Annotated in this window: 22 protein-coding genes and 1 tRNA gene; 12 read left to right on the top strand and 11 right to left on the bottom strand. The window is 63.2% G+C overall.

Features of this window, described 5'->3' with window-relative positions; all coding sequences use genetic code 11:
- Both B0G82_RS09340 and B0G82_RS09335 read left to right on the top strand, forming a co-directional pair.
- A complete protein-coding gene (locus B0G82_RS09340) occupies positions 1-1,107 on the top strand; it encodes a hydrolase (RefSeq protein ID WP_121307215.1) in 1,107 nt (368 codons plus the stop codon).
- Complete coding sequence (locus B0G82_RS09335) at positions 1,100-1,684, top strand: DUF2946 family protein (protein ID WP_121307214.1); 585 nt, start codon at positions 1,100-1,102, stop codon at positions 1,682-1,684. Before B0G82_RS09340 ends, B0G82_RS09335 begins: the two co-directional genes overlap by 8 nt.
- Before the next feature lie 79 nt (positions 1,685-1,763).
- Here B0G82_RS09335 and B0G82_RS09330 read toward each other — a convergent pair whose 3' ends face one another.
- Complete coding sequence (locus tag B0G82_RS09330; RefSeq protein WP_121307213.1) at positions 1,764-3,473, bottom strand: M48 family metalloprotease; 1,710 nt, start codon at positions 3,471-3,473, stop codon at positions 1,764-1,766.
- Positions 3,474-3,597: 124 nt separating this feature from the next.
- Between B0G82_RS09330 and moaC the strand changes: the two genes are divergently transcribed.
- On the top strand, positions 3,598-4,074 hold the full coding sequence (moaC, locus tag B0G82_RS09325) for a cyclic pyranopterin monophosphate synthase MoaC (protein ID WP_121307212.1): 477 nt from the start codon (positions 3,598-3,600) through the stop codon (positions 4,072-4,074).
- A 68-nt stretch (positions 4,075-4,142) separates the two neighbouring features.
- Here moaC and B0G82_RS09320 read toward each other — a convergent pair whose 3' ends face one another.
- The 8 genes from B0G82_RS09320 to recA all read right to left on the bottom strand — a co-directional run bounded on the left by B0G82_RS09320 (position 4,143) and on the right by recA (position 12,563).
- The gene (locus tag B0G82_RS09320) at positions 4,143-5,927 is read right to left on the bottom strand and encodes a Wzy polymerase domain-containing protein (protein WP_121308641.1); all 1,785 of its coding nucleotides are present in this window, start codon (positions 5,925-5,927) and stop codon (positions 4,143-4,145) included.
- A gap of 161 nt (positions 5,928-6,088) precedes the next feature.
- On the bottom strand, positions 6,089-6,712 hold the full coding sequence (locus B0G82_RS09315) for a pilin (protein ID WP_121307211.1): 624 nt from the start codon (positions 6,710-6,712) through the stop codon (positions 6,089-6,091).
- Between the two features lie 143 nt (positions 6,713-6,855).
- Positions 6,856-7,560: a TerC family protein gene (locus B0G82_RS09310; protein WP_106284071.1), complete on the bottom strand. Its 705-nt coding sequence runs from the start codon at positions 7,558-7,560 to the stop codon at positions 6,856-6,858.
- A 145-nt stretch (positions 7,561-7,705) separates the two neighbouring features.
- A complete protein-coding gene (gene sucD / locus B0G82_RS09305) occupies positions 7,706-8,587 on the bottom strand; it encodes a succinate--CoA ligase subunit alpha (protein WP_091799342.1) in 882 nt (293 codons plus the stop codon).
- Positions 8,588-8,714: 127 nt separating this feature from the next.
- The gene (gene sucC, locus B0G82_RS09300; protein ID WP_012434252.1) at positions 8,715-9,884 is read right to left on the bottom strand and encodes an ADP-forming succinate--CoA ligase subunit beta; all 1,170 of its coding nucleotides are present in this window, start codon (positions 9,882-9,884) and stop codon (positions 8,715-8,717) included.
- Complete coding sequence (locus B0G82_RS09295; RefSeq protein WP_121307210.1) at positions 9,881-10,621, bottom strand: DUF2889 domain-containing protein; 741 nt, start codon at positions 10,619-10,621, stop codon at positions 9,881-9,883. The genes sucC and B0G82_RS09295 overlap by 4 nt, the downstream gene beginning before the upstream one ends.
- A gap of 150 nt (positions 10,622-10,771) precedes the next feature.
- A complete protein-coding gene (recX, locus tag B0G82_RS09290) occupies positions 10,772-11,479 on the bottom strand; it encodes a recombination regulator RecX (protein WP_121307209.1) in 708 nt (235 codons plus the stop codon).
- 7 nt (positions 11,480-11,486) lie between these two features.
- A complete protein-coding gene (recA, locus tag B0G82_RS09285; RefSeq protein ID WP_012434255.1) occupies positions 11,487-12,563 on the bottom strand; it encodes a recombinase RecA in 1,077 nt (358 codons plus the stop codon).
- Positions 12,564-12,796: 233 nt separating this feature from the next.
- Between recA and B0G82_RS09280 the strand changes: the two genes are divergently transcribed.
- From B0G82_RS09280 to B0G82_RS09260, 5 genes are all read left to right on the top strand, one after another.
- Positions 12,797-13,579: a response regulator transcription factor gene (locus B0G82_RS09280; RefSeq protein ID WP_121307208.1), complete on the top strand. Its 783-nt coding sequence runs from the start codon at positions 12,797-12,799 to the stop codon at positions 13,577-13,579.
- 9 nt (positions 13,580-13,588) lie between these two features.
- Positions 13,589-15,136 carry a sensor histidine kinase gene (locus tag B0G82_RS09275; RefSeq protein WP_106284066.1) on the top strand — a complete coding sequence of 516 codons (1,548 nt, stop codon included), beginning with the start codon at positions 13,589-13,591 and terminating at the stop codon, positions 15,134-15,136.
- 218 nt (positions 15,137-15,354) lie between these two features.
- Positions 15,355-17,013 (top strand): MFS transporter, encoded by a 1,659-nt coding sequence (locus B0G82_RS09270; protein ID WP_121307207.1) that lies wholly within the window; start codon positions 15,355-15,357, stop codon positions 17,011-17,013.
- A gap of 89 nt (positions 17,014-17,102) precedes the next feature.
- Positions 17,103-17,179, top strand: a tRNA-Met gene (locus B0G82_RS09265).
- A gap of 94 nt (positions 17,180-17,273) precedes the next feature.
- Positions 17,274-17,624, top strand: coding sequence for a hypothetical protein (locus B0G82_RS09260; RefSeq protein ID WP_116148254.1), 351 nt, complete (start codon positions 17,274-17,276; stop codon positions 17,622-17,624).
- A gap of 132 nt (positions 17,625-17,756) precedes the next feature.
- On the opposite strand, the gene B0G82_RS09255 is transcribed toward B0G82_RS09260, so the two are convergent.
- Positions 17,757-18,200, bottom strand: coding sequence for a MarR family transcriptional regulator (locus B0G82_RS09255; protein WP_116139222.1), 444 nt, complete (start codon positions 18,198-18,200; stop codon positions 17,757-17,759).
- 135 nt (positions 18,201-18,335) lie between these two features.
- Between B0G82_RS09255 and B0G82_RS09250 the strand changes: the two genes are divergently transcribed.
- Positions 18,336-19,874: a DHA2 family efflux MFS transporter permease subunit gene (locus tag B0G82_RS09250; RefSeq protein WP_121307206.1), complete on the top strand. Its 1,539-nt coding sequence runs from the start codon at positions 18,336-18,338 to the stop codon at positions 19,872-19,874.
- A gap of 57 nt (positions 19,875-19,931) precedes the next feature.
- Here B0G82_RS09250 and B0G82_RS09245 read toward each other — a convergent pair whose 3' ends face one another.
- A complete protein-coding gene (locus B0G82_RS09245) occupies positions 19,932-20,609 on the bottom strand; it encodes a FadR/GntR family transcriptional regulator (protein WP_121307205.1) in 678 nt (225 codons plus the stop codon).
- Positions 20,610-20,898: 289 nt separating this feature from the next.
- Here B0G82_RS09245 and dgoD point away from each other — a divergent pair, with 289 nt between their 5' ends.
- From dgoD to B0G82_RS09230, 3 genes are all read left to right on the top strand, one after another.
- Positions 20,899-22,047, top strand: coding sequence for a galactonate dehydratase (gene dgoD, locus B0G82_RS09240; RefSeq protein ID WP_116118238.1), 1,149 nt, complete (start codon positions 20,899-20,901; stop codon positions 22,045-22,047).
- Positions 22,048-22,332: 285 nt separating this feature from the next.
- Positions 22,333-22,635, top strand: a complete 303-nt coding sequence (locus B0G82_RS09235) for a hypothetical protein (RefSeq protein WP_106284059.1) — start codon at positions 22,333-22,335, stop codon at positions 22,633-22,635.
- Positions 22,636-22,648: 13 nt separating this feature from the next.
- Positions 22,649-22,891, top strand: coding sequence for a YodC family protein (locus B0G82_RS09230; protein ID WP_106284058.1), 243 nt, complete (start codon positions 22,649-22,651; stop codon positions 22,889-22,891).
- Positions 22,892-22,960 lie beyond the last annotated feature (69 nt).

Genomic DNA, 22,960 nt, shown 5'->3' with positions numbered 1-22,960 from the left:
ATGAGCACGCCCCGCAGGAAGTCCCTTTTGGGCACGACGCACGATCAATCCGCTTCTTCCGGCGCGGCACGCGCCGCGGCCGCCGTCGAGGCGACGGTCGAAGCGGCCGTCGACTTGCTCTACCGCGCGCCGCTCTGGCTGCCGAACCGGCATGTGCAGACCATCGTCCCGTCGCTGTTTGCGCGCCGCCCCGCCGTCTCGTTTCGGCGCGAGCGCTGGGACACGCCAGACGGCGATTTCATCGATCTCGACTGGGTCCAACATTCGGGCCACGCCGACGCCGCACCTCGCATTCCCGCCGAGACCGCCCCGCTCTTTGTCCTGTTTCACGGCCTCGAAGGCAGTTCCGGCTCGCACTACGCCGCTTCGTTGATGGCGGCCGCGCGCGAGTGCGGCTGGCACGGCGTCGTGCCGCACTTTCGCAGTTGCAGCGGAACGTTGAACCGCATGCCGCGCTTCTATCATCTCGCCGACAGCAACGAAGTCGACTGGGTGCTGCGTCGCCTGCGCGCCGCGCATCGCGGGCCGATCGTGGCGGCCGGCGTGTCGCTCGGCGGCAATGTGCTGCTGCGCTGGCTGGGCGAGCGGCGCGAAGACGCGGCCTCGGTGATCTCGGCCGCCGCGGCGATCTCGACACCCATCGACGTGCATGCCGGCGGCCGAGCGTTGTCACAGGGTTTCGGCCTCGTCTACACGCGCAGTTTCCTGAGGACGCTCAAGCAGAAGGCCGAGCAGAAGCTGGTTCAGTTTCCCGGCCTGTTCGACCGTGGCGCGATGCTGGCGAGCCGCACCATGTACGAGTTCGACAACGTGGTGACCGCGCCGCTGCACGGCTTTCGCGATACCGACGACTATTGGAGCACGGCGACCACGCGTCCTCTGCTGCCGCACATTCAGGTGCCGACGCTGGTGCTGAACGCGCGCAACGACCCGTTCCTGCCGGCTGCGGCATTGCCGTCGCGGCATGAAGTCTCGGAGGCGGTGGAACTCGACCAACCCAGGCACGGCGGCCACGCCGGCTTTATGACCGGGCCGTTTCCGGGCCGCATCGACTGGCTGTCGCGGCGCGTGCTCGGCTATCTGGAGCAACACGTCGATCATGGATGACATCGTCAAGCAGGCCTTGGCCAAATGGCCGAATGTACCGAGCTGCACAGGGTGGCTGATGCTGGACAGGCGCGGTAACTGGCGCATGCGCGACGAAGCCGCGCAGTCGAGTGGTTCGCCGGGTACACCGATCCGCCATGAAGCGTTGCTCGCGTTCATCAACCGGAATTACGACGCTGACGAGCGCGGGCAGTGGTATTTCCAGAACGGTCCGCAGCGCGTGTATGTCGAGTTGGGCTATACGCCGTGGGTGGTGCGGCTGTCGGCCAATACGGAGGCCGGCGCCGCAGTGCTCGCCTTGCAGGACCAGGCGGGCGGCCCGTTCGAGCCCGCAGCCGTGTTCGTCGATGAAGAAGGCGGCATTCTCTTTACCGACGGCTCGACGCCGCCGAGAGTCGCCGTCCTGCACGACCACGATCTGGAGGTGTTCTCCGATCACGCGACGCTGGCCGACGATTCGATGAGCGGCGAGTTTCGCTGGAACAATCAGGTTGTGCTGCCGCTGCAGGCTGTGCGGCGAAGCGACGTTGCGGCGCGGTTTGGATTTGTGCCAAGTCCGGCGGCTGCGGGCGCTTGAACCTTAGCCTACGCGCGGCGCTGTGCTTCGACGAGGCCAGCGCGTTGGACCCAGCCAGGCGCAGGCAACCAGGCGACGCTTAACTCTTTTCGTCCAGCCGCTCCTCCTGATAGCGGCTTTCCATCTCATGCAGCCTCGCGTCGACGGTCGCGAGATCGTAGTAGCCGATCGTCTTCAGATCGCGCGCGTCCTTCAATTGACGGATCGCCGAAGGCCACGCTCCCTCGAGCGCGAACTTTTCAGCCATCGCACGATGCTGGGTCAATGCGTCGCCGGTGCCCGCGCTAGCCTGGGCAAGATACAGCCACCAGGCCGGCTGACCGGGCTGGGCACGGGTTTCTTTTTGCGCAAGCGCCTGAGCATCGGCAAAACGGTGCAAGGTCAGCAAGGTGCGGATATGCATGTCGATGGCGGCATTCGACTGTGGCCAGCGCTTCTGCGCCAGCTCGGCCAGACGCGCGGCTTCGTCGTCACGGCCGGCGCGCCGCGCGATGTCGGCGGCCAACACGTCGAGACTCGGCGAACTGCGTGCCGTGCCGCCCTCGGCCTGCTCACCCGTCGCGAACGCGGCGCGGGACGACGCCAGCGACGCCGCAGCGTCGTCGTAACGTTCGAGCAGCATCTGCCCGTACGCAATGCCGTACCAGTTCGCCGCGACGTTGACCGCGGTGCGGTCCTCGATCTCCGAGCCCAAGCGCGAAATCTCGTCGCCGTAATCGCTGCGCGAGCGGTCCTGCAGCAGACGAGAGCGTGCCCGCACGAAACCATATTCGGCCGATTGATGCGGTTGCCGGTAAGGCGCGCGGCGCGCACGGTCCTCCATATCGGCAATCCGTTCGCCGGTCAGCGGATGGGTGCGCGCGTACGCCGGAATGCCGGTGTCGCTCATCGCGGCACGATCGAGGCGACCGAAGAAGGTGGTCATCGCGTAGGGATCGTAGCCGGCGCCGGCAAGCAGCAGAAAGCCGACGCGGTCCGCCTCGTGCTCGGCGGAACGCGAGAAACGCAACTGGTTGTCGACCGCATACGCCTGGCCGCCGATCGCAATCGCGCTGCCGAGGTCGCCGCTATGCGCGAGCACGCCGGCCAGCACGCCGAACAATAGGCCCGCGAGCGCCGCGTAGCCGCTGCGCTCGCCGGTTGTGATCATGCGCGAGATGTGCCGCTGCAAGACGTGTCCCATTTCGTGACCCAGTACCGATGCCAACTCGGACTCCGTCTGCGTGGCCACGATCAGGCCGGTGTTCACGCCGATAAAACCGCCCGGCAGCGAGAAGGCGTTGATCTGCGGGTCGCGCACCGCGAACAGATCGAAGTCCGGCCGATATCCGCCGATATAGAGCGCGCTCGCCGCCGCGGCCAGTTTCGCGGCAACCGAGTTCAGATAGTCGCGCACCAGCCAGTCCTCGAGATAGTCGGGGTCGCGGCGCAGTTCGCGCATCACGCGCTCGCCGAGCTTGCGCTCGGCCTGTGGCGTAAGCGAGCCGGAACCGCCGTTGCCGAGATCGGGGAGCTGTTGCGTAACGATCGGTGTGCGCCAGTTGGTGTTCACGCCGGTGTTGCCCGAGAAGCGGCTCTGCGCGCCGCCGTACACACCGAACACGCCTTGCGCGATATCGGACGGAACGAGCGGATCGGCGTAGGCATCGGCCGGGCCGCTAACCAGCGGCGGCTCCGCGGGCAAGGTGTTGAGCGCGATGCTCGACCCGCCGGGCGATTGCGCGAACGCGCCGGGCGGTGCGGCCAGCGCGACAGACAGCAACGCAGCGAGGAACCGTTTGAGACGCATCGCGAGCTCGAGTTGACGAAGTCGAAAGCGACGCCCGCCGCTCGGACTAAGATAGCGAGCATGGGCAATTGTAATCCGCCCATGCCGCGCTGCTATGATAGGCGCCCTCTGAAGGAGCCCAACCATGCCTGAACTCACTCATTTCGACGCAGCCGGCCAGGCGCATATGGTGGACGTCGGCGGCAAGCAGGAGACCAGGCGCATCGCCGTTGCGCGTGGCTCGATTCGCATGCTGCCGGAAACCTTCGCGCTGATTCGCGACGGCAACGCCAAGAAGGGCGACGTGATCGGCATCGCGCGGATTGCCGCGATTCAAGGCTCGAAGCGCACGGCCGATCTGATTCCGCTGTGTCATCCGCTTGCGTTGACGCGCGTCAAGGTGGATTTCGAGCTCGATGACACGCTGCCGGGCGCGCATTGCACGGTTCAGGTTGAAACGCTGGGGCGAACGGGCGTGGAGATGGAAGCGCTGACTGCCGTGCAGGTCGGATTATTGACCGTGTACGACATGTGCAAGGCGGTGGATCGCGGCATGACGATCACCGATGTGCGCGTGCTGGAAAAGCATGGCGGGAAGTCGGGGGATTGGGTGGCGAGTTGACGACTGGCTGCGTCATCAACCCACCCTTGAATCCTTGAAGCATTGAAGATTGAAGCGAACGCAGCGCCTCACTCCTCGTCGCTGTTGTCGTCCTCATTGACGTCGCCCGGCGGCATGCCGTAGCGCTTGACCAGTTCCGCCTTGAAACCGGTCAGCGTTTTCTGCTCGTCGCAAAGCTCGTACACGTAGCTCAGTTGCGACGGCCAGTCCTTCAGTTCCGTGGCGAAAATCTTCAGTCGTTCGACAGTATCGAGCGCCCCGGCCTGATCGCCGCTCAACGCCTGCAACACCGCATAGCGACGCAATACGGTTTCGCCCGGCAGCAGCGCCATCGCCTGTTTGTGCATGGCGAGCTTCTGTGGCAGATCCGTCGAATTCATCGGCAAAAGCGTCGCCAGACCATATTCGCCCCACGCCTGGAACAGGAACGACGGGGCCGCACGATATTGCTCGGCGGGACGCTGGCCGTAGTACAGCACCTCGGCGCGCGCATAGTCGCGATACACCGGATACAGCGCGGCCAGCCCGCCGAACACCACCACCGCAAAGACGCCGAACGACAGCCGTGCGGGCACGAGCCGCAGCGGCCGCGTTTCCAGCAGGCCGAACACGAACATCGCCGGCAACAGGAAGAACATATACTGCTGCGGATATTCGACCAGCGCGTGCATGACCAGCACGCCGATCAGCGCAATGCCGAATACGCGCGCTGAACTTTGCGGCGCGCGCACCACGCGCACGAGCCACGTAATCAGACCGAACAGCACGATCGCGAGGCCGATCAAACCGGTCTTCGCTAGCAGGTCGATAAAGATGTCGTGCGAATTGTTGGCGATCTCGACGCCGCCGAGCGACTTCGCAAACTCGTACTGGTAGCTCGGAAATTCGCCCCAACCGACCCCCAGCAGCGGATGCGTCTTGAACATCGTCCAGCCGTATTTCCACAGCGCGAGGCGCGGCGCGATCTGGCCGGCATCCTGAAAACGTTCCGCCGCGGACTGTCCGAGCTCCAGGTGATAGTGAACGTTGGCCCAGCGGATCAGCGCGTTGATCACGAAAAACAGCACGGCGAGCGCGATGGGAATGATCCATTCGCGATTGCCGCGGCGTACCTGCGACTGGTCGCGCATCTGCGCGAACGCCATCCAGAAACCGGCCACCACGATCACACCCATCTGCAGCCACGGCCCGCGCGACACGGTCAGCGCGAGGCCCACCGCGAAAATCGTCGACACGAGGAACCAGATGCTCACGGCGATCCGCCGCGTTTGCACGAGGAACAGCGCACCCGCCATCGCAAACGCGATGTAGGTGGCGAGGTGGTTGGCCTGAGCCATGTTGCCGAACGGCCGGCGCTCGACGGTCACGTTATACGCGACCACAAGCGGCGACACGCGCACTTCGAGGTGAAACAACTGGACGACCTGGCAAAACACCGCAAACAGTCCGCCGACGATCAACGCCCCAGCCGCCCAGCGCAACGCGGTCTCGTTGAGCTTGGCACGCGTGAAGCCATAACCGGCGTGCGTCGCCATGAAGGCCGCCAGCAAATAGCCGCCGCCGAGCCAGTTCATGGAAGGTTGCGAGACCGGCAACACCACCGACTGCGCCACCAGCAACAGCCCGAACAGCAACGGCACCAGCGCGACCACCGGCGACGCGAACGTCACACGCGGCTTGGCGCTCGCCACCATCAGCACGACACCCGCCCCGGTCAGCAGATACAGGGCGAGTGCGGTGAATTCAGCGTAAAAGGTCGGAATCGGATACGTATGGTTGACAACTGCATAAGGCAGCACCAACGCGAGAGCCAACAAAATGAAAGACAGATAGCGCGCGAAAGGGGTGGGCATCGAGGAACCGGTGGGCGTCAGCAACCGGCGCACTATACAAAAAAATTCTCCTGCTGTGCGCCGAGCCGGCTGAAATATCCCAAAAATCAGCCTTTTACGTGCGGACGACTGCGACGCCGCGCCGCTCTCCCGCGGTTATCGCGCGCTCATGTCGCATACGTTCACGAACGGCACTCAGGCGGGGCGAGATTCGACGGCAACGTGGGCGCATCGGTCGGTGCCGGGCCTGCGCCCGGCGCCGGCAGCGAGGACGCCGCTTTGCCGCCCGCAAAACATTCCCACGTCAGCGCGCCCGCCTGCACTCCGCCCTTGCTCAACGCGACGCGCGCAGTCGGCGCATCCGCATTGTCAGGCACCGACGGCACGAGCGTGAGCGTATTCGAACCAACGGCTGCGACGCGCGCCGTGAAGGCGACGGTGATCTGGCCGGTGTCGTCGTCGACCCGAATGGATTCGACGTTGCGGGTGGCGGGCGGCGACGCATAACCGCCACTGAACGTGTTGCCGCTCGCGGCGTTTTCAGCCACCGCCAGCCGCGCGGACGCCGCCAGCGACAGCCCCTCGCCGACGCGGCTGCGAGCCAGATAGTCCTGATACGCGGGAATCGCATAGGCCGCGATCACGCCGACGATCGCCAGCACGATCATCAGCTCGATCAGCGTGAAACCGGAACCGAGGTGTCGGCAGGCACGCGCGAGCCGCGCGGACCAGGCCGCCCGGCAAGATCGTGAGCGCGTGGCGAGCGAGGATTGGGAGTACGGGCAATAAGGCAAAGTGAAGATCATCGGCAGGCTCCTGAAACGAAAACGCCTGCCCCACGGATCGGGAACAGGCGTATCAATCGTAGCCAGCGGCGTTCGTGTCAGACAGTCAGCCGAATGGCTAACGTTGCAGCGTGGTGCGCCTCATGCCGACGCCGGAGCGCGTCTCAAGCCGCCGCGCGATGGGCGTTGCGGCGCTTGAGCAGATAACCAAGGACGACGACGAACAGCGCCCCCGCGATGCTCATGCCGTATTCGGCCAACGGCGTATCGAGGATCGGCCAGCGATCGCCTGCCGGGTCGTTGATGATCAGCCCGCCCGCAATCCAGCCCAGCAACCCGGCGCCGAGCGTGATGACGATCGGGAAGCGGTCGAGCAGTTTAAGAACCAGCTGGCTGCCCCACACGATCAACGGGATGCTCACCACCAGACCGAAGATCACCAACGCTAGACGGTGCTCGGGATCGGCCGCCTCAGCAGCGCCCGCGATCGCGATCACGTTGTCGAGGCTCATGACCGCGTCGGCGACGATGATGGTCTTGATCGCCGCCATCAGCTTGTCAGCCGGCTTGATGTTCTCATGCGGGTCATGCGCCGGCGCCATCAGACGCACGCCGATCCACAGCAGCAACAGGCCGCCCGCAAACTTCAGCAGCGGCACATCGAGCAGCGCGACCGCGAACGCGATCAACGCCACGCGCAGCACAATCGCGCCTGCCGTACCCCACAGCACGCCTTTCGTGCGCTGGGACGGCGGCAAATTGCGGCAGGCCAGCGCGATCACGACGGCATTATCGCCACCCAGCAGAATGTCGATGACGATGATCTGGATGACAGCGCCCCAGTGGAGCGTGGCGAAGAACTCGAGCATGATTGAAAGAATAAGAAGAAATGCGGCGAGCGGCCAATAAAAAAAGCGGAGGAGTCTGCACTCCCCCGCTTTTTGAACCGCGTGCTCACGAAAGGACTTCGTAAGCGTATCAAAAAACGCGCCGTGACAGCGCGCGAATTTCGACTTACAGCATTGCCTTCAGAAGACGCGCCATTTCCGACGGGTTCTTCGTGACCTTGATGCCGCATGCGTCCATGATTTCCAGCTTCGCTTCAGCGGTGTCAGCACCGCCCGAGATCAGCGCGCCGGCGTGGCCCATGCGCTTGCCCGGAGGCGCCGTGACACCCGCGATGAAGCCGACCACCGGCTTCTTCATGTTGTCCTTGATCCACTCAGCAGCGTTGGCTTCGTCCGGACCGCCGATCTCGCCGATCATGATGACGGCGTCCGTTTCCGGATCGTCGTTGAACATCTTCATCACGTCGATGTGCTTCAGACCGTTGATCGGGTCGCCGCCGATACCGACCGCCGACGACTGGCCGAGGCCGATCGCCGTCAATTGGCCGACTGCTTCGTACGTCAGCGTGCCCGAACGCGACACGACGCCGATGCGGCCCTTGCGGTGGATGTGACCCGGCATGATGCCGATCTTCAGTTCGTCTGGCGTGATCGTGCCCGGGCAGTTCGGGCCGAGCAACAGTGTCTTGCGGTTTTCAGCGCGCATACGAGCCTTCAGCTCGATCATGTCACGGACGGGAATGCCTTCCGTGATACAGATCGCCAGATCCAGATCGGCTTCGACCGCTTCCCAGATGGCAGCCGCGGCGCCTGCCGGCGGAACATAAATCACCGACACGGTCGCGCCCGTTTCAGCCTTGGCTTCAGCGACGCTAGCGTAGATAGGAATGCCTTCGAAGTCTTCGCCGGCACGCTTCGGGTTCACGCCCGCAACGTACGCTTCGCGGCCGTTTGCATATTCACGGCAAGCACGCGTGTGGAACTGACCGGTCTTGCCGGTGATGCCCTGCGTGATGACCTTGGTGTCTTTGTTAATCAGAATCGACATGTATTGACCTCTGTTCGTTTGGCGTCATGCGATGGCGCCGCGAGGCGGAATGTTCTCGCCCGCGTCGCTCGCACGCCGCCATTCGTAATCCTGGTTAATTCTGGCAAAAAGCCGCCGGGGGCGACGCTTACGCCTTGCCCGCAGCAGCCGCGACGACCTTCTGAGCCGCTTCTTCCATGCTGTCCGCCGCGATGATCGGCAGACCGGATTCAGCGAGCATCTTCTTGCCGAGGTCTTCGTTCGTGCCCTTCATGCGGACCACGAGCGGCACCTTCAGCGACACGGCCTTCGACGCCGCGATCACGCCTTCCGCGATCACGTCGCAGCGCATGATGCCGCCGAAAATGTTGACCAGAATCGCGGTCAGGTTCGGGTTCTTCAGCATGATCTTGAACGCTTCCGTGACCTTCTCGGTCGTGGCGCCACCGCCCACGTCCAGGAAGTTCGCCGGTTCGCCGCCGAACAGCTTGATGGTGTCCATCGTTGCCATGGCGAGGCCAGCACCGTTCACGAGGCAGCCGATGTTGCCGTCGAGCGAGATGTATGCGAGGTCGAACTTCGACGCTTCGACTTCAGCCGGATCTTCTTCGTCCAGATCGCGATACGCGACGATTTCCGGGTGACGGAACAGCGCGTTCGAATCGAAGTTGAACTTGGCGTCCAACGCGATGACCTTGCCGTCGCCGGTCAGGATCAGCGGGTTGATTTCGGCCAGCGATGCGTCGGTTTCCCAGAATGCCTTGTACAGGCCTTGCAGGATCGCGCGCGCTTGCGGCAGCGAAGCAGCGGGCACGCCGATCTTCGTGGCCAGTTCGTCGGCTTCGGCGTCTTTCAGGCCGGTTGCCGGGTCGACGGCGATCTTGTGGATCAGCTCAGGCGTCTTTTCCGCGACTTCTTCGACGTCCATGCCGCCTTCGCTCGATGCCATCACGACGATCTTCTGCGACACGCGATCGATCACGAGGCCGACATACAGTTCCTTCTTGATGTCAGCGCCTTCTTCGATCAGCAGGCGATTCACCTTCTGGCCTTCCGGACCGGTCTGGTGCGTGACGAGCTGCATGCCGAGGATCTGTTCCGAGTACTCGCGAACCTGATCCAGCGACTTGGCGACCTTCACGCCGCCGCCCTTGCCACGGCCACCCGCGTGGATCTGAGCCTTCACGACCCATACCGGGCCGCCGAGCTCTTCCGCGGCCTTGACCGCATCATCCACCGAGAAGACCGGCTTGCCGCGCGGTACCGCGACGCCGAATTTCCGCAGGATTTCCTTACCCTGGTACTCGTGAATCTTCATGCGTGATTCCCTTCAGTCTGAGAGTTGGATTGAACTTCGTTTCCGCTGCCGTCGTTCATGCCGGACGCGTTGCCGCCCTCGCCTGTCTGGCGGACTGCCCCGTCGCCTGACGATGCCGCGCGATCCGCTGTATACGGAGCGCGGCCATACCAGCGCGGATAAAACTGCTGCACCGCCTCGCCGTCGAAACGCAGCGCGTGGCAGCGTCCCAGCTGGAATGGCGGTTTATCGTTGGAATGCTCGCCTGTGCTGTTAGACGATCCGTCTCCTGAACCTGCGTTCGCGCCCGGCGTGCTGTCACCGGTATTCCACACTTCGCCCGCGAACGCCTGAATCGCGGCGGTCGGCAGAATTGCGCACAGCTCGGTGAGATGCGTGCAACCCGCCGTGCCACCGAGCACACGGGCAGACTCGCGACGGAAGTTTTGACGGAGATTGAGCCCGATGAGGGCACGGTAGGCGGGATTGCTGGCTTGGCACAAACCAGGATAGGGCACCCAGTCGGACGACGCCTCGGCGTCAACGACATTGAGCTTGCGATCGATGGTGATGCGAAGCCAGAGTTCATGGATCGGCTGACCCTTGGGCCGGACGCCCGACGCAAGCACTACGTCGCGCGGTTTTTCGTCAGTCAAGCACGCTTCCACATCCCACAGGCCATCGGCTCGCTCATAGGCTTCCGCTCTGATTGCGCGACGATGGCGCAACTGACGGGACACGGGCTGGGAGAGCGGCATGCGGGAAGGAAAGGCCGGATTGGAAAACCCACGAATTTTAGCATACTGGGTATTTGGGACAGGTCCGATTGCGCACGGCCGTGCCGCGCGCGGCTGAGAGCGGAACGTGCCACCCCAAAGGGTCTTGTATGCAAACGATGGACGACGCGGCTACTCGCCGCTCCACTCCTCGTCCATTCCCTTGAGGATTTTGCCGATCGTGGCGCCCGAAAATCCGCGCGATGCCAGAAAGCGCTGCTGTTTCGCCCGTTCGGCAGGCGTTTCGGGAAGCCGGCCGAACTTCTTTTGCCAGACGGCATGAGCGCGGGCGAGTTCGGTTTCGCGCAATTGCGCGCTCGCTTCTTCGACAAGCGTCTGGTCGACCGAATGCTGCTTCAATTCGCCAACTATCGGGCTCGCGCCCAATCGCGACGAGCGGCGATGAATCAGGCTTTCGGCAAAGCGCGAGTCGGACAGCCAGTTTTCGGCTTCCAGCGAGTCGAGCACGGTGTCGAGAGAGTCGGTTTCCTCGACGAATGGCTTCAGCTTGCGCGCCAGTTCGGTGCGGCTGTATTCGCGGCGGGATAGATAGCCGAGCGCGCGGCCTTTTAAAGACCGTGCCGGACGTTTGGATTGTTTGGCTTCGTCTTGCCCGGGTTTCGCTTCGCCTGGGACTCGACGTGAGCGGGTGTAGGTGGTCTCGGAGGGATCCGAGCCTACGGGCGGCGAGGATTCAAACTGCACGCGCTGCGGATTGCGGCCCGCGGCGCGGTCGTGTGCGTCGAACGATTCGAACGGATCGAACGACGCGTCGTCTTCATCACGCGGGCCGTCCGCGTGGCGTCCGGAATCGGACAACGGCCGGCCCTTGCGTATCACGTGATGGTTACTCTTCTTCGTCCGCGACTTCAGCGGCTGCGCCGGTCACGGCTTCAGCCATGGCATTCACGCCCAGCGATTCGCGGATACGATTTTCGATTTCACGAGCGATATCCGGATTTTCGCGCAGGAATTCACGCGCGTTGTCCTTGCCCTGACCGATACGTTCGCCGCTGTAGCTGTACCACGCGCCGGCCTTGTCGACGATCTTGGCTTGCACGCCCAGGTCGATGATTTCGCCCTGACGTGAAATTCCTTCGCCGTACAGAATGTCGAAAATCGCTTCGCGGAACGGCGGCGCCACCTTGTTCTTCACTACCTTCACGCGCGTTTCGTTGCCGATCACTTCGTCGTTCTTCTTGATCGAACCGATACGGCGAATGTCCAGACGCACCGACGCGTAGAACTTCAACGCGTTACCGCCCGTAGTGGTTTCCGGATTGCCGAACATCACGCCGATCTTCATGCGGATCTGGTTGATGAAGATCACAAGGCAGTTCGTGCGCTTGATCGTGCCGGTGAGTTTGCGCAGCGCTTGCGACATGAGACGCGCTTGCAGACCCGGCAGCGAGTCGCCCATTTCGCCTTCGATTTCAGCCTTCGGCACGAGTGCCGCGACCGAGTCGATCACGATCATGTCGATCGAACCCGAGCGCACCAGCGCGTCGGCGATTTCGAGCGCCTGTTCGCCAGTGTCTGGTTGCGAAACCAGCAGTTCGTTCACGTTGACGCCGAGCTTGCCCGCGTACTGGATGTCCAGCGCGTGTTCCGCGTCGATAAACGCTGCCGTGCCGCCGAGCTTCTGCATTTCGGCGACGACCTGCAACGTCAGCGTGGTTTTACCGGACGATTCCGGGCCATAAATTTCGACCACACGGCCACGCGGCAAACCGCCGACGCCCAACGCGATGTCGAGGCCGAGCGATCCGGTTGAGACCACCTGGATATCTTCGACCGCCTCACCTGCGCCGAGCCGCATGACCGACCCTTTACCGAACTGCTTTTCGATCTGTGCGAGTGCGGCAGCGAGTGCCTTGCTCTTTTCAGCCGTCAGTCCAGCCGAGCCTTTCTTGCTTTCTTCCATGAATCGTCCTTTGCTATGATGAACGGCGTCTGAGGCGGATGTGCAGCCCACTTTGAAAGGACAGCACACGAAACCCAGACACTGTATAAAAAAACAGTAGTTTTGGCAAGCACGATTCTCATGCGAACGCGCATTTTTACCGTCGCGCTGCCCAACTACCCACAATAATTTTCGGAGACCGCTGTGCGCCGGGGGGACACCCCGCGGTGCCGGCAAGGCCAGGCTGGCGCACCATGCGAATTCTGATTGCCGAAGACGACAGCATACTCGCGGACGGTCTGGTTCGATCACTCCGCCAATCGGCCTATGCCGTCGATCACGTAAAGAGCGGCGTCGAGGCCGATACCGCGCTGTCGATGCAATCTTTCGACCTGCTGATTCTCGATCTGGGCCTGCCGCGCATGTCCGGCCTCGAGGTGTTGCGACGCCTGCGCGCGCGCAATTCCACCCTGCCGGTGCTGATCCTGACCGCCGCGGACAGCGTCGACGAGCGCGTCAAGGGCCTCGACTTCGGCGCCGACGACTACATGGCCAAACCCTTCGCGCTGAACGAACTCGAAGCACGCGTGCGCGCCCTGACGCGGCGCGGTGCCGGCGGCGGCCCGACGGTCGTGCGGCACGGCTCGCTGTCGTTCGACCAGGTCGGCCGGATCGCCTATGTCAACGAGCAGGTGATCGACCTGTCGGCGCGCGAGCTGGGTTTGCTCGAAGTGCTGCTGCAGCGGATCGGCCGGCTGGTTTCGAAGGAACAACTCGTCGATCATCTGTGCGAATGGGGCGAAGAAGTCAGCAACAACGCGATCGAGGTCTACGTGCACCGCCTGCGCAAGAAAATCGAGCCGAGCGGCGTGCGCATCATCACCGTGCGCGGTCTGGGCTACTGTCTTGAGAAGGCCGCGTCAGCGCCGAGCGCAAGCACGAGCGCGAACGCTACGACCACGCCCGCACCCGCCGAGCCCGAACCGCCCGCCGCGCCGCCGTCCGGCGCAATGCCGGCGAGCCATCACTACAAATAGAGGCCGCCCATGTCCGCACGCGCAGATCGCGCTACGGCGCACGCGGCGGACCTCGACGAGGCGCGCGACGAGCGCTACGCCAACCCGTTCGCCCCGCCCGACGAAACCGAAGCCGCCGCCGAGGCGCGCCCGCGCTCGCTGTTCGGCGAGATTCTCGACTGGATGCTGGCGCCGCTGCTACTGCTTTGGCCAATGAGTCTCGCGGTCACCTATCTGGTCGCGAAGTCGATCGCGAACGGCCCGTTCGACCGCGCGCTGGAAACGGACGCCTACGTGCTGGCCCGCCAGATTCATCCGGTGAACGGCGTGGCGGAACTGACGCTGCCCGACTCCACGCGCGACTTTCTGCGCGCGGACAATGTCGACAGTGTGTTCTATCAGGTGCTCGGCACGCGCGGCGAACTGGTGGGCGGCGAGCGCGACATGCCGCTGCCGCACGAGGAAGACCGCCCGCAGCCGGGTCTCGTCGAATTTCGTGACGATGTGCTGCGCGGCAACGACATCCGCGTCGCCTACACGACTGTGGAATTTCCGCAGACGCCCGGCGCGCAGCCCGTGCTGGTGCAGGTCGCCGAAACGCTCGACAAACGCAGCCAGCTCGCCAACGACATCATCAAAGGCGTGATCTTGCCGCAGTTCGTGATTCTGCCGCTCGCGATCCTGCTGGTGTGGTTCGGGCTCTCGCGCGGGCTCGCGCCGCTGCACGCGCTACAGGCGCATATCCGCGCGCGCCGCCCGGACGACCTGTCGCCGCTCGAGGCGCGGCGCGCGCCGCCGGAAATCGAGCCGCTCGTGACCTCGTTCAACGATCTGCTGACGCGTCTCGAACAGAACATGGAGCTGCAAAAACGCTTTATCGCCGACGCCGCGCATCAGATGAAGACCCCGCTTGCCGGCTTGCGCACGCAGGCCGAGCTGGCGCTGCGTCAGGACGCCTCCGCGGAGGTGCATCGCTCGCTTGAGCAGATCGCCACCAGCTCGGAGCACGCCGCGCGGCTCGTCACGCAACTGCTGGCGCTGGCGCGCGCGGAGAACCGCATGTCGGGTCAGATTTTCACACCGGTCGAAGTGACGGAGGTCGCGCGCAGTGCAGTGCGCGACTGGGTTCAGGCCGCGCTCGCCAAGCAGATGGATCTGGGCTACGAAGCGCCTGACGAACCGGTCGAAGTGAATGGCAATCCGGTCATGTTGCGCGAAATGCTTTCGAATCTGATCGACAACGCGATCCGCTATACGCCGCCGGGCGGCCGCATCACCGTCAGAGTGCGGCACGACGCGGCGGCGCGGCTCGTGCATCTGGAAGTCGAGGATACAGGCCTCGGCATTCCGGTCGCCGAGCGTTCGCGGGTGATCGAGCGCTTCTACCGGATTCTCGGCCGCGAAGGCGACGGCAGCGGCCTCGGACTCGCGATCGTCCGCGAGATCGCGACCATGCACGGCGGCGAGCTGACGATCGACGACAACGTCTATCAAACTTCGCCGCGGCTTGCCGGCACGCTCGTACGCGTCAGTCTGCACGTGCACGAACGGGCCGGGACTTACCCTAACGCGACCTGAATGCGTCGATTCGCCGACTCAATAATGAGATACGTTGGGTGTAAATTGGGCCAGTTTGGCGCCAGATAGGCGCGTGTTGGGCGAAAACCCACAACACAGACCAGGCCTGCAAATTCACCCCGCCACGTCAGTACGCCGTAAGTTTCCACTCCAATAATCGGTTTCACGGGAACGCCGTTACCGGCGAACCGCGTGCATATCAATATTGGAGACGACATATGGCTACCGTTGGCGGGCAAATCTCGCACGTGCCGATGACGCGCGAAGAGAAGCGGGTGATCTTCGCATCGTCGCTGGGTACGGTTTTCGAGTGGTACGACTTCTATCTGGCCGGCTCGCTGGCGGCCTTCATCAGCAAGAGCTTCTTCTCCGGCGTCAATCCGACAGCTGCCTTCATCTTCACGCTGCTCAGCTTCGCGGCCGGCTTCGCGGTCCGGCCGTTCGGCGCGATCGTGTTCGGGCGGCTCGGCGATATGGTCGGGCGCAAGTACACGTTCCTCGTGACGATCGTGATCATGGGCTTGTCGACGTTCCTGGTCGGCTTCCTGCCGGGCTACGCGTCGATCGGCTTTGCATCGCCCGTGATCTTCATCGCGATGCGGATGCTGCAAGGCCTCGCGCTCGGCGGCGAGTATGGCGGCGCCGCCACCTACGTGGCCGAACATGCGCCGCCGGGACGCCGCGGCTTCTACACGGCATGGATCCAGACCACCGCCACGCTCGGCCTGTTCCTGTCGCTGCTGGTGATTCTCGGCGTGCGCACGGCAATGGGTGAGGATGCGTTCGGCGCCTGGGGCTGGCGCATTCCGTTCATCGTCTCGATCCTTTTGCTGGCCGTGTCAGTGTGGATTCGTCTGCAACTGCACGAATCGCCGGTGTTCGAGCGCATCAAGTCCGAAGGCAAGACCTCCAAGGCGCCGTTGACCGAAGCCTTCGGCCAGTGGAAGAATCTGAAGATCGTGATTCTCGCGCTGATCGGCCTCACCGCCGGCCAGGCCGTGGTCTGGTACACAGGCCAGTTCTACACGCTGTTCTTCCTGACGCAGACGCTGAAAGTGGATGGCAGCAGCGCCAACATCATGATCGCGATCGCGCTCCTGATCGGCACGCCGTTCTTCCTGTTCTTCGGCTCGCTGTCGGATCGTATCGGCCGCAAGCCGATCATCATGGCCGGCCTGCTGATCGCCGCGTGCACGTACTTCCCGCTGTTCAAGGCGCTCGCGCATTACACCAATCCAGCACTGGAAGCGGCGACCGCGAAGGCGCCGATCGTCGTGATCGCGAATCCGGACGAGTGCTCGTTCCAGTTCAACCCGGTCGGCACCGCGAAGTTCACGAGTTCCTGCGACATCGCCAAGAGCGCGCTCTCGAAGGCCGGTTTGAACTACGAGAACGTCGCCGCGCCGGCGGGCACGCTGGCGGAGATCAAGGTCGGCGATACGGTGATCAACACGTATGACGGCAAGGCTGCGGACGCCAAGGATCAAGGCAAGACGTTCGACAAGACTCTCGCGACGACGCTGAAGACCGCCGGTTATGCGCCGAAGGCCGATCCCACGCAGATCAACTGGCCAATGACCGTGGTGATTCTGACGATCATGATGATTTACGTGACGATGGTCTACGGCCCGATCGCGGCGATGCTGGTGGAGATGTTCCCGACGCGCATCCGCTATACGTCGATGTCGCTGCCGTATCACATCGGCAATGGCTGGTTCGGCGGCTTCCTGCCGGCCACCGCCTTTGCGATCGTGGCGGCGAAGGGCAATATCTTTTCGGGGCTGTGGTATCCGATCGTGATCGCGCTCGTCACCTTCGTGATCGGCATGCTGTTTGTCCGGGAAACCAAGGACTCGGATATCTACGCGAAAGATTGACGCGTCTGATGGACGTGACAGCTTCTTGAAAAAGTTGTGCACCGGGGGTTGACAGCCTCCGGTGCCGTCCGCATAATCTCGCTTCTTTCGGCGAATTAGCTCAGTTGGTTAGAGCGACGGAATCATAATCCGCAGGTCCGGGGTTCGAGTCCCTGATTCGCCACCAGTTGCAAGAAAAAGCCGCTGATCCGCAAGGTTCAGCGGCTTTTTTGTTTTGGCTTTCCGAACTGCAACTACAGCAACTTCAAGGAGGTTTCTTGATGACGTTCCGCACCGCCGTGCTTGCCGCGGCCACCGCTTCCATCGCTTTGCTCGGCGGCACGGCCGCCTTCGCCGCTCAGGCTCAGACACCGCCCGACAGTCAGTGGCGCACCAGCGCAACCACCCTCTCCACATTGCTGCAGGACGGCTACAAGATCGTCGCTGTCCTGAATGGCGCCCATGGCAGCGCTGGGTCAGCCGACACGATTTTCGTCCAGCGCGATCAGAGCGCATTCAAATGTATTGACCCGCAGCAGACCGACGCAAAAACCAGAACGTCCGTCGCGCCGCCGGCGTGTTTCGAACTGGTGCCGCCGTCGGGAGCGTCGGGGACGCCCGAGTCGAAATAGTCGGCACGCGGCGCGCCAAAGCGCGCCGTCAACCGCACGCTCTGTGCCGACCTACGGACTTTGAAGCTACGGTTTGAAAGAAGCCGGCGGCGGCGCAATCGACACCCCGCTCAACCAGCCGCGTGCCGCCTGTTACCGATCCACCAACCGGCTCAAATTCCCCCGCACCCGCTGCAACAACGCGATCAACTGCTTCGCTTCTTCATCGGTGAAGCCGTTCAGCGCTTCAAGCGCGACTTCGTCGCCGACTTTGCGCGCCTTGCCGAGCGTGCGCTCGGCCTTCGGCGTCATGTTCACCTGGCGCTCGCGGCGGTCCTGCGGATTGGCCGTCCGCTCGATCCAGCCGCCCTCTTCCATCCGATCCAGCAAACGCCCCGCCGAAATCGGCGCGACCTCGAGCAGGTCCGCAAGCCGCGCCTGATTGGTGTCGCCGTAGTGCGCGAGATAGGCCAGCACGCGGCACTGCGCGCGCGTCAAGTCGACCGACGACTTCGCGAGATCGTCGAAACGCTTGCCTGTCAGGCGACCGACGTCGGAAATCAGAAAGCCGAAGCGCTCATCGAGTTGGGTTTTCATTGGCGGATTATACGAAAGGCCTTCGTTTGTTAGCGTTGAAACGGGCGTATTCAGACTCCGCATAATTCCCGATGGCAGGCACGTGCTCAGTCGATATACTAAGCATGCTTATTATATCGACGACCCCGCTCCTTCATGTCCTCCGACACCCCGGCGGCCCGCGCCGCCGCGCCGCTCAACCGCCCGATGATCACCGTCTCGATCATGCTGGCGACGTTGATCCAGACGCTCGACAGCACGATCGCCAACGTGGCGCTGCCGCACATGCAGGGCACGCTGTCCGCGTCGCAGGATGAGATCACGTGGGTACTGACCTCGTACATCGTCGCCGCGGCGATCGCCACGCCGCTCACCGGCTGGTTGTCCGACCGGCTGAGCGTCAAGCGTCTGCTGATCTTCGCGATTGGCGGCTTCACGGTGTCGTCGGCGCTGTGCGGTTTGTCGGAGACGCTCACGCAGATCGTCGCGTCGCGTTTGCTGCAAGGGATTTTCGGCGCGTCGCTGGTGCCGCTGTCGCAATCCATCCTGCTCGACATCAACCCGCGCGAGAAGCAGGGGCAGGCCATGGCCGTGTGGGGCATGGGCGTGATGGTCGGACCGATTCTCGGGCCGACGCTCGGCGGCTGGCTCACCGACAGCTACAACTGGCGCTGGGTGTTTTTCATCAACGTGCCGATCGGCGCGTTCGCGCTGTTCGGTGTGGCGACCTTCCTGCCCGCGCGCGAACCGAAACACGATGCGAAGTTCGACGCGTTTGGCTTCGCCACGCTGGGTCTCGCCATCGGCGCATTGCAGGCCATGCTCGATCGCGGCGAGCAACTCGACTGGTTCGGCTCGAACGAAATCGTCATCGAGGCGTTGCTCGCGGCCATCAGCTTTGCGTTTTTCCTCGTGCACACGGCCACGGTCGGCAAGAAATCGTTTTTCAAATACGAGTTGCTGAAGGACCCGAACTTCGCCACGGGGACGTTTTTCATCTTCGTGATTGGCGCGGTGATGTACGCGACGCGCGCGTTGCTGCCGCCCATGCTGCAGAACCTGATGAACTATCCGGTCGCGACCACTGGCCTCGTCACTGCGCCGAGCGGCGCGGGCACGATGGTCGCCATGCTGTTCGCCGGGCGCCTGCTGAAGCGGATCGACGCACGGCTTCTGCTGCTCGCCGGCTTTCTGATCTCGGCGTTCGCGCTCTGGCAGATGATGCAGTACACGATCGTGCTGTCGGCGTCGGACATTGTCTGGCCCGGCGTGATTCAGGGCTTCGGGCTCGGGCTCGTGTTCGTGCCGCTGAGCGCGCTGACCTTCTCGACGCTCACGCCGGAACTGCGCGCGGATGGCACCGCGACGTACAGCCTGATGCGCAATATCGGCAGCAGTATCGGCATTTCGATCGTGCAAACGCTGATGACGCGCAACACGCAGGTCTCGCATGCGGACCTCGCGGCCAACATCACGCCCTTCAATCCCGCCGTCCAGCCGATGCTCAACAACGGCTCGAATTACGACATGGCCGCACTGAACGCGTCGATCACCCAGCAGGCGTCGATGATCGCGTATCTGAACGACTTCAAACTGATGTTCATGGCGACGCTGCTGGTTATTCCGCTTCTGCTATTGATCCGCCCCGCGCATAAGGCAGCGGAAGCGTCGGTGGCGCATGCCGCGATGGATTGAGACACGGCGCTGACCCGGTTAGTCGCCGTCGCAATGGGCCGCGCGCCGCGCCCGTGACTAACCTTCGATCCGCCCGCGCGTCACACCCAGCAGTGCCGCCATCGCCGTACGCGCTGCCACGGCGTCGCGATCGCGAATCGCTTCGAACACCGCCGTATGTTCGGCCAGCGACGCGTTGAACACCTCCGCGCGTTTTGCATTCAGACGCAGTTGCGCTTCGAGCGTGCGCTCGATCAGCGTGCCGAGCGGAATCAGCAATTCATTGCTGCACGCGGTCAACACGCTCAAATGAAACTGCAGATCGGCTCGCACCCATTCGTCGACATTGCGCGCCGCCACCATCGCTTCATGGGACGCCGCCAGCGCTTGGAAGGTGTCGTCCGTATGCGAAGCCGCCGCCAGACTCGCGGCATACGGCTCGATCATCTCGCGCATTTCCTGCAGGTTGAGCGCGAACGCCATCGGCTCGGCGACCCGCGAGTACCAGTCGAGCACGTCCACATCAAGCAGATTCCACGCGCGTTTCGGCCGCACGCGCGTCCCCACGCGCGGACGCGATTCGATCAAGCCTTTCGAAGTCAACGTGCGCAACGCCTCGCGCAACACCGTGCGACTCACGCCGAACGCCTCCATCAACTCCGCTTCGCGCGGCAGGATCGAATCAGGCGCGTAGTCGCCGCGCAGAATCGCGGTCGCCAGCCGATGGGCGACACGCCCATGCAGATCGTGCTGAATAGCTTTCTCCTAGCGGCCTTGCAGCGCTATTGATACGGGAACCGAGGCCGGAACGAGCGCGATTATCCGGCATCTCATCTCAGCCGTGAGATCACCGCTTCGACAATGCCGTGCCGGATGCAGGTCTCACCACTATCTGGCCAATAGTACTATTAATAGTATTTAAATGCGATTTTGATGTAGCATGTGAATCCTCGAAATAGTTCGCAGACGCCTAAGGCCGATGCTTCGCATGGGGCCGGAGTGAGCGCAAAAGCACTAACTCCAGCCGACAAAGGAGACGCACACCATGAAAATCACCAAGCTCGAAACCTTCATCGTTCCGCCGCGCTGGTGCTTCCTGAAAATCGAAACCGACGAAGGCATCGTCGGCTGGGGCGAACCGGTAGTCGAAGGTCGCGCGCATACGGTGGCGGCTGCGGTTGAAGAACTGTCCGACTATCTGGTCGGCAAAGACCCGCTTCTGATCGAAGACCATTGGCAAGTGATGTACCGCTCGGGCTTCTATCGCGGCGGCCCGATCACCATGAGCGCGATCGCCGGCGTCGACCAGGCGTTGTGGGACATCAAGGGCAAGCACCATGGCGTGCCGGTTCATGCGCTGCTCGGCGGCCAGGTGCGCGACAAGATCAAGGTGTATTCGTGGATCGGCGGCGACCGTCCGAGCGACGTGGCCAACAACGCGCGCGCCGTGGTCGAACGCGGCTTCAAGGCGGTGAAGATGAACGGCTCGGAAGAGTTGCAGATCATCGACACCTTCGACAAGGTGCAAGGCGTCATCAACAACGTCGCGGCCGTGCGCGAGGCAGTCGGACCGAACATCGGCATCGGCGTGGATTTCCATGGCCGCGTGCACAAGCCGATGGCCAAGGTACTGGCGAAAGAACTCGACCCGTACAAGCTGCTCTTCATCGAAGAGCCGGTGCTGTCGGAGAACGCCGAAGCGTTGCGCGACATCGTCAATCAGACCAACACGCCGATCGCGCTGGGCGAGCGTCTTTACTCGCGCTGGGACTTCAAGCACATTCTGTCGGGCGGCTACGTCGACATCATTCAGCCGGACGCATCGCACGCGGGCGGCATTACCGAGTGCCGCAAGATCGCGTCGATGGCGGAAGCCTACGACGTCGCGCTCGCGCTGCATTGCCCGCTCGGGCCGATCGCTCTGGCGACGTGTCTGCAGATCGATGCGGTGAGCTACAACGCGTTCATCCAGGAACAGAGCCTCGGCATCCACTACAACCAGGGCAACGATCTGCTCGACTACATCAGGAACCCGGAAGTCTTCAAATACGAAGACGGCTTCGTGTCGATTCCGCAAGGCCCGGGGCTCGGCATCGAGGTCAACGAAGAGAAAGTGCGGGAGATGGCCAAAGTCGGCCATCGCTGGCGCAATCCGGTGTGGCGCCATGAGGATGGCAGCGTCGCCGAATGGTAATCGCGTAAAGGAGCGCCGCCCGTGGGCGGCGTTTTTGTTTGCGTCGGCGGCCGCTCCGCCGATGCGGCCCGCGTTACGGTGACGTGACGCGTGGGCCGTCGCAGTAACGTAACATCCCGGACCGAACCCATCCGAGCAGGCGTTTTCCGCGCCCTTCCCAAACCCGCTCGAATTCCCGCAAAGCCTTATCCAGAAAGGCTGTCACGCCATCCGTTCGACACCACACATACACATGGCCCGCTCTTTGCTCAAATGCATTCAAACGACAAATGCATCGGGGAAATCATGGGCGAATTCCTGCCAGACTATCTGCTCCGCGAACAGGCCGCCGTCGGCGCGTTGGTGGCGTTCGGCGTGCTGCGCATCATCGGCGCGGCACTCGCATTCGAACGCGGCTGGCGCATCTCGGTCGTCGAGAAATGCTTCATCGGCGCCGCGATCGTGTACTGCCTGCCGCAACTGTTCGATCTGCTGACGCATATGTACGGCTCGCGCGCCGCGGGCGCCGAATTGGAAGGCAAAGCCGCGGGCTGCGCCATCGCCCTCTTTTGCGCGCCGATTCTCGGCCATCGGCTCGGTCTCGAATAAGCGGAGCCTCGCCATGCAATTGGCCAGGCGGCTCATGAGGCGGCCAAAACCCACCTTTCGCGCGGGCGACGTCCTGAAACTCAAGTCAGGCGGCCGTCCGATGACCGTCACCTGGAGCGGCCGGGTGCTATTCGCATCAGGTAACTGGCTGATCTGCCAGTGGTTCAGCGAGACCGGCGAGTTACAGCAGGAGATGTTTCCGGAGGAAACCCTGGAGCGGACGAGCCACGTACTCGCCGCTTCAAAAGTGCAGTAACGGATTGCTGGCCACCGCCAGGCGACCGTGTGTATTGCGCCGCACGCTTTGGCCGTGCGGCGCTTTTTT

This window comes from Paraburkholderia sp. BL17N1, from assembly GCF_003634175.1.
Lineage (GTDB): Bacteria > Pseudomonadota > Gammaproteobacteria > Burkholderiales > Burkholderiaceae > Paraburkholderia.
The sequence above is the reverse complement of the archived record's forward strand: the minus strand, read 5'-3'. Positions and strand labels throughout refer to the sequence as shown.

What these genes read in the sequence shown, in the direction of transcription:
- B0G82_RS09230 (WP_106284058.1), top strand. Translation starts at nt 22,649, where the DNA reads ATGCAATTGGCCAGGCGGCTCATGAGGCGGCCAAAACCCACCTTTCGC.
- sucD (WP_091799342.1), bottom strand. Translation starts at nt 8,587, where the DNA reads ATGTCGATTCTGATTAACAAAGACACCAAGGTCATCACGCAGGGCATC.
- B0G82_RS09330 (WP_121307213.1), bottom strand. Translation starts at nt 3,473, where the DNA reads ATGCGTCTCAAACGGTTCCTCGCTGCGTTGCTGTCTGTCGCGCTGGCC.
- B0G82_RS09310 (WP_106284071.1), bottom strand. Translation starts at nt 7,560, where the DNA reads ATGCTCGAGTTCTTCGCCACGCTCCACTGGGGCGCTGTCATCCAGATC.
- dgoD (WP_116118238.1), top strand. Translation starts at nt 20,899, where the DNA reads ATGAAAATCACCAAGCTCGAAACCTTCATCGTTCCGCCGCGCTGGTGC.
- B0G82_RS09250 (WP_121307206.1), top strand. Translation starts at nt 18,336, where the DNA reads ATGTCCTCCGACACCCCGGCGGCCCGCGCCGCCGCGCCGCTCAACCGC.
- B0G82_RS09295 (WP_121307210.1), bottom strand. Translation starts at nt 10,621, where the DNA reads ATGCCGCTCTCCCAGCCCGTGTCCCGTCAGTTGCGCCATCGTCGCGCA.
- sucC (WP_012434252.1), bottom strand. Translation starts at nt 9,884, where the DNA reads ATGAAGATTCACGAGTACCAGGGTAAGGAAATCCTGCGGAAATTCGGC.
- B0G82_RS09320 (WP_121308641.1), bottom strand. Translation starts at nt 5,927, where the DNA reads ATGCCCACCCCTTTCGCGCGCTATCTGTCTTTCATTTTGTTGGCTCTC.
- B0G82_RS09340 (WP_121307215.1), top strand. Translation starts at nt 1, where the DNA reads ATGAGCACGCCCCGCAGGAAGTCCCTTTTGGGCACGACGCACGATCAA.
- B0G82_RS09260 (WP_116148254.1), top strand. Translation starts at nt 17,274, where the DNA reads ATGACGTTCCGCACCGCCGTGCTTGCCGCGGCCACCGCTTCCATCGCT.
- B0G82_RS09335 (WP_121307214.1), top strand. Translation starts at nt 1,100, where the DNA reads ATGGATGACATCGTCAAGCAGGCCTTGGCCAAATGGCCGAATGTACCG.
- B0G82_RS09275 (WP_106284066.1), top strand. Translation starts at nt 13,589, where the DNA reads ATGTCCGCACGCGCAGATCGCGCTACGGCGCACGCGGCGGACCTCGAC.
- moaC (WP_121307212.1), top strand. Translation starts at nt 3,598, where the DNA reads ATGCCTGAACTCACTCATTTCGACGCAGCCGGCCAGGCGCATATGGTG.
- B0G82_RS09315 (WP_121307211.1), bottom strand. Translation starts at nt 6,712, where the DNA reads ATGATCTTCACTTTGCCTTATTGCCCGTACTCCCAATCCTCGCTCGCC.
- B0G82_RS09270 (WP_121307207.1), top strand. Translation starts at nt 15,355, where the DNA reads ATGGCTACCGTTGGCGGGCAAATCTCGCACGTGCCGATGACGCGCGAA.
- B0G82_RS09255 (WP_116139222.1), bottom strand. Translation starts at nt 18,200, where the DNA reads ATGAAAACCCAACTCGATGAGCGCTTCGGCTTTCTGATTTCCGACGTC.
- recA (WP_012434255.1), bottom strand. Translation starts at nt 12,563, where the DNA reads ATGGAAGAAAGCAAGAAAGGCTCGGCTGGACTGACGGCTGAAAAGAGC.
- B0G82_RS09235 (WP_106284059.1), top strand. Translation starts at nt 22,333, where the DNA reads ATGGGCGAATTCCTGCCAGACTATCTGCTCCGCGAACAGGCCGCCGTC.
- B0G82_RS09280 (WP_121307208.1), top strand. Translation starts at nt 12,797, where the DNA reads ATGCGAATTCTGATTGCCGAAGACGACAGCATACTCGCGGACGGTCTG.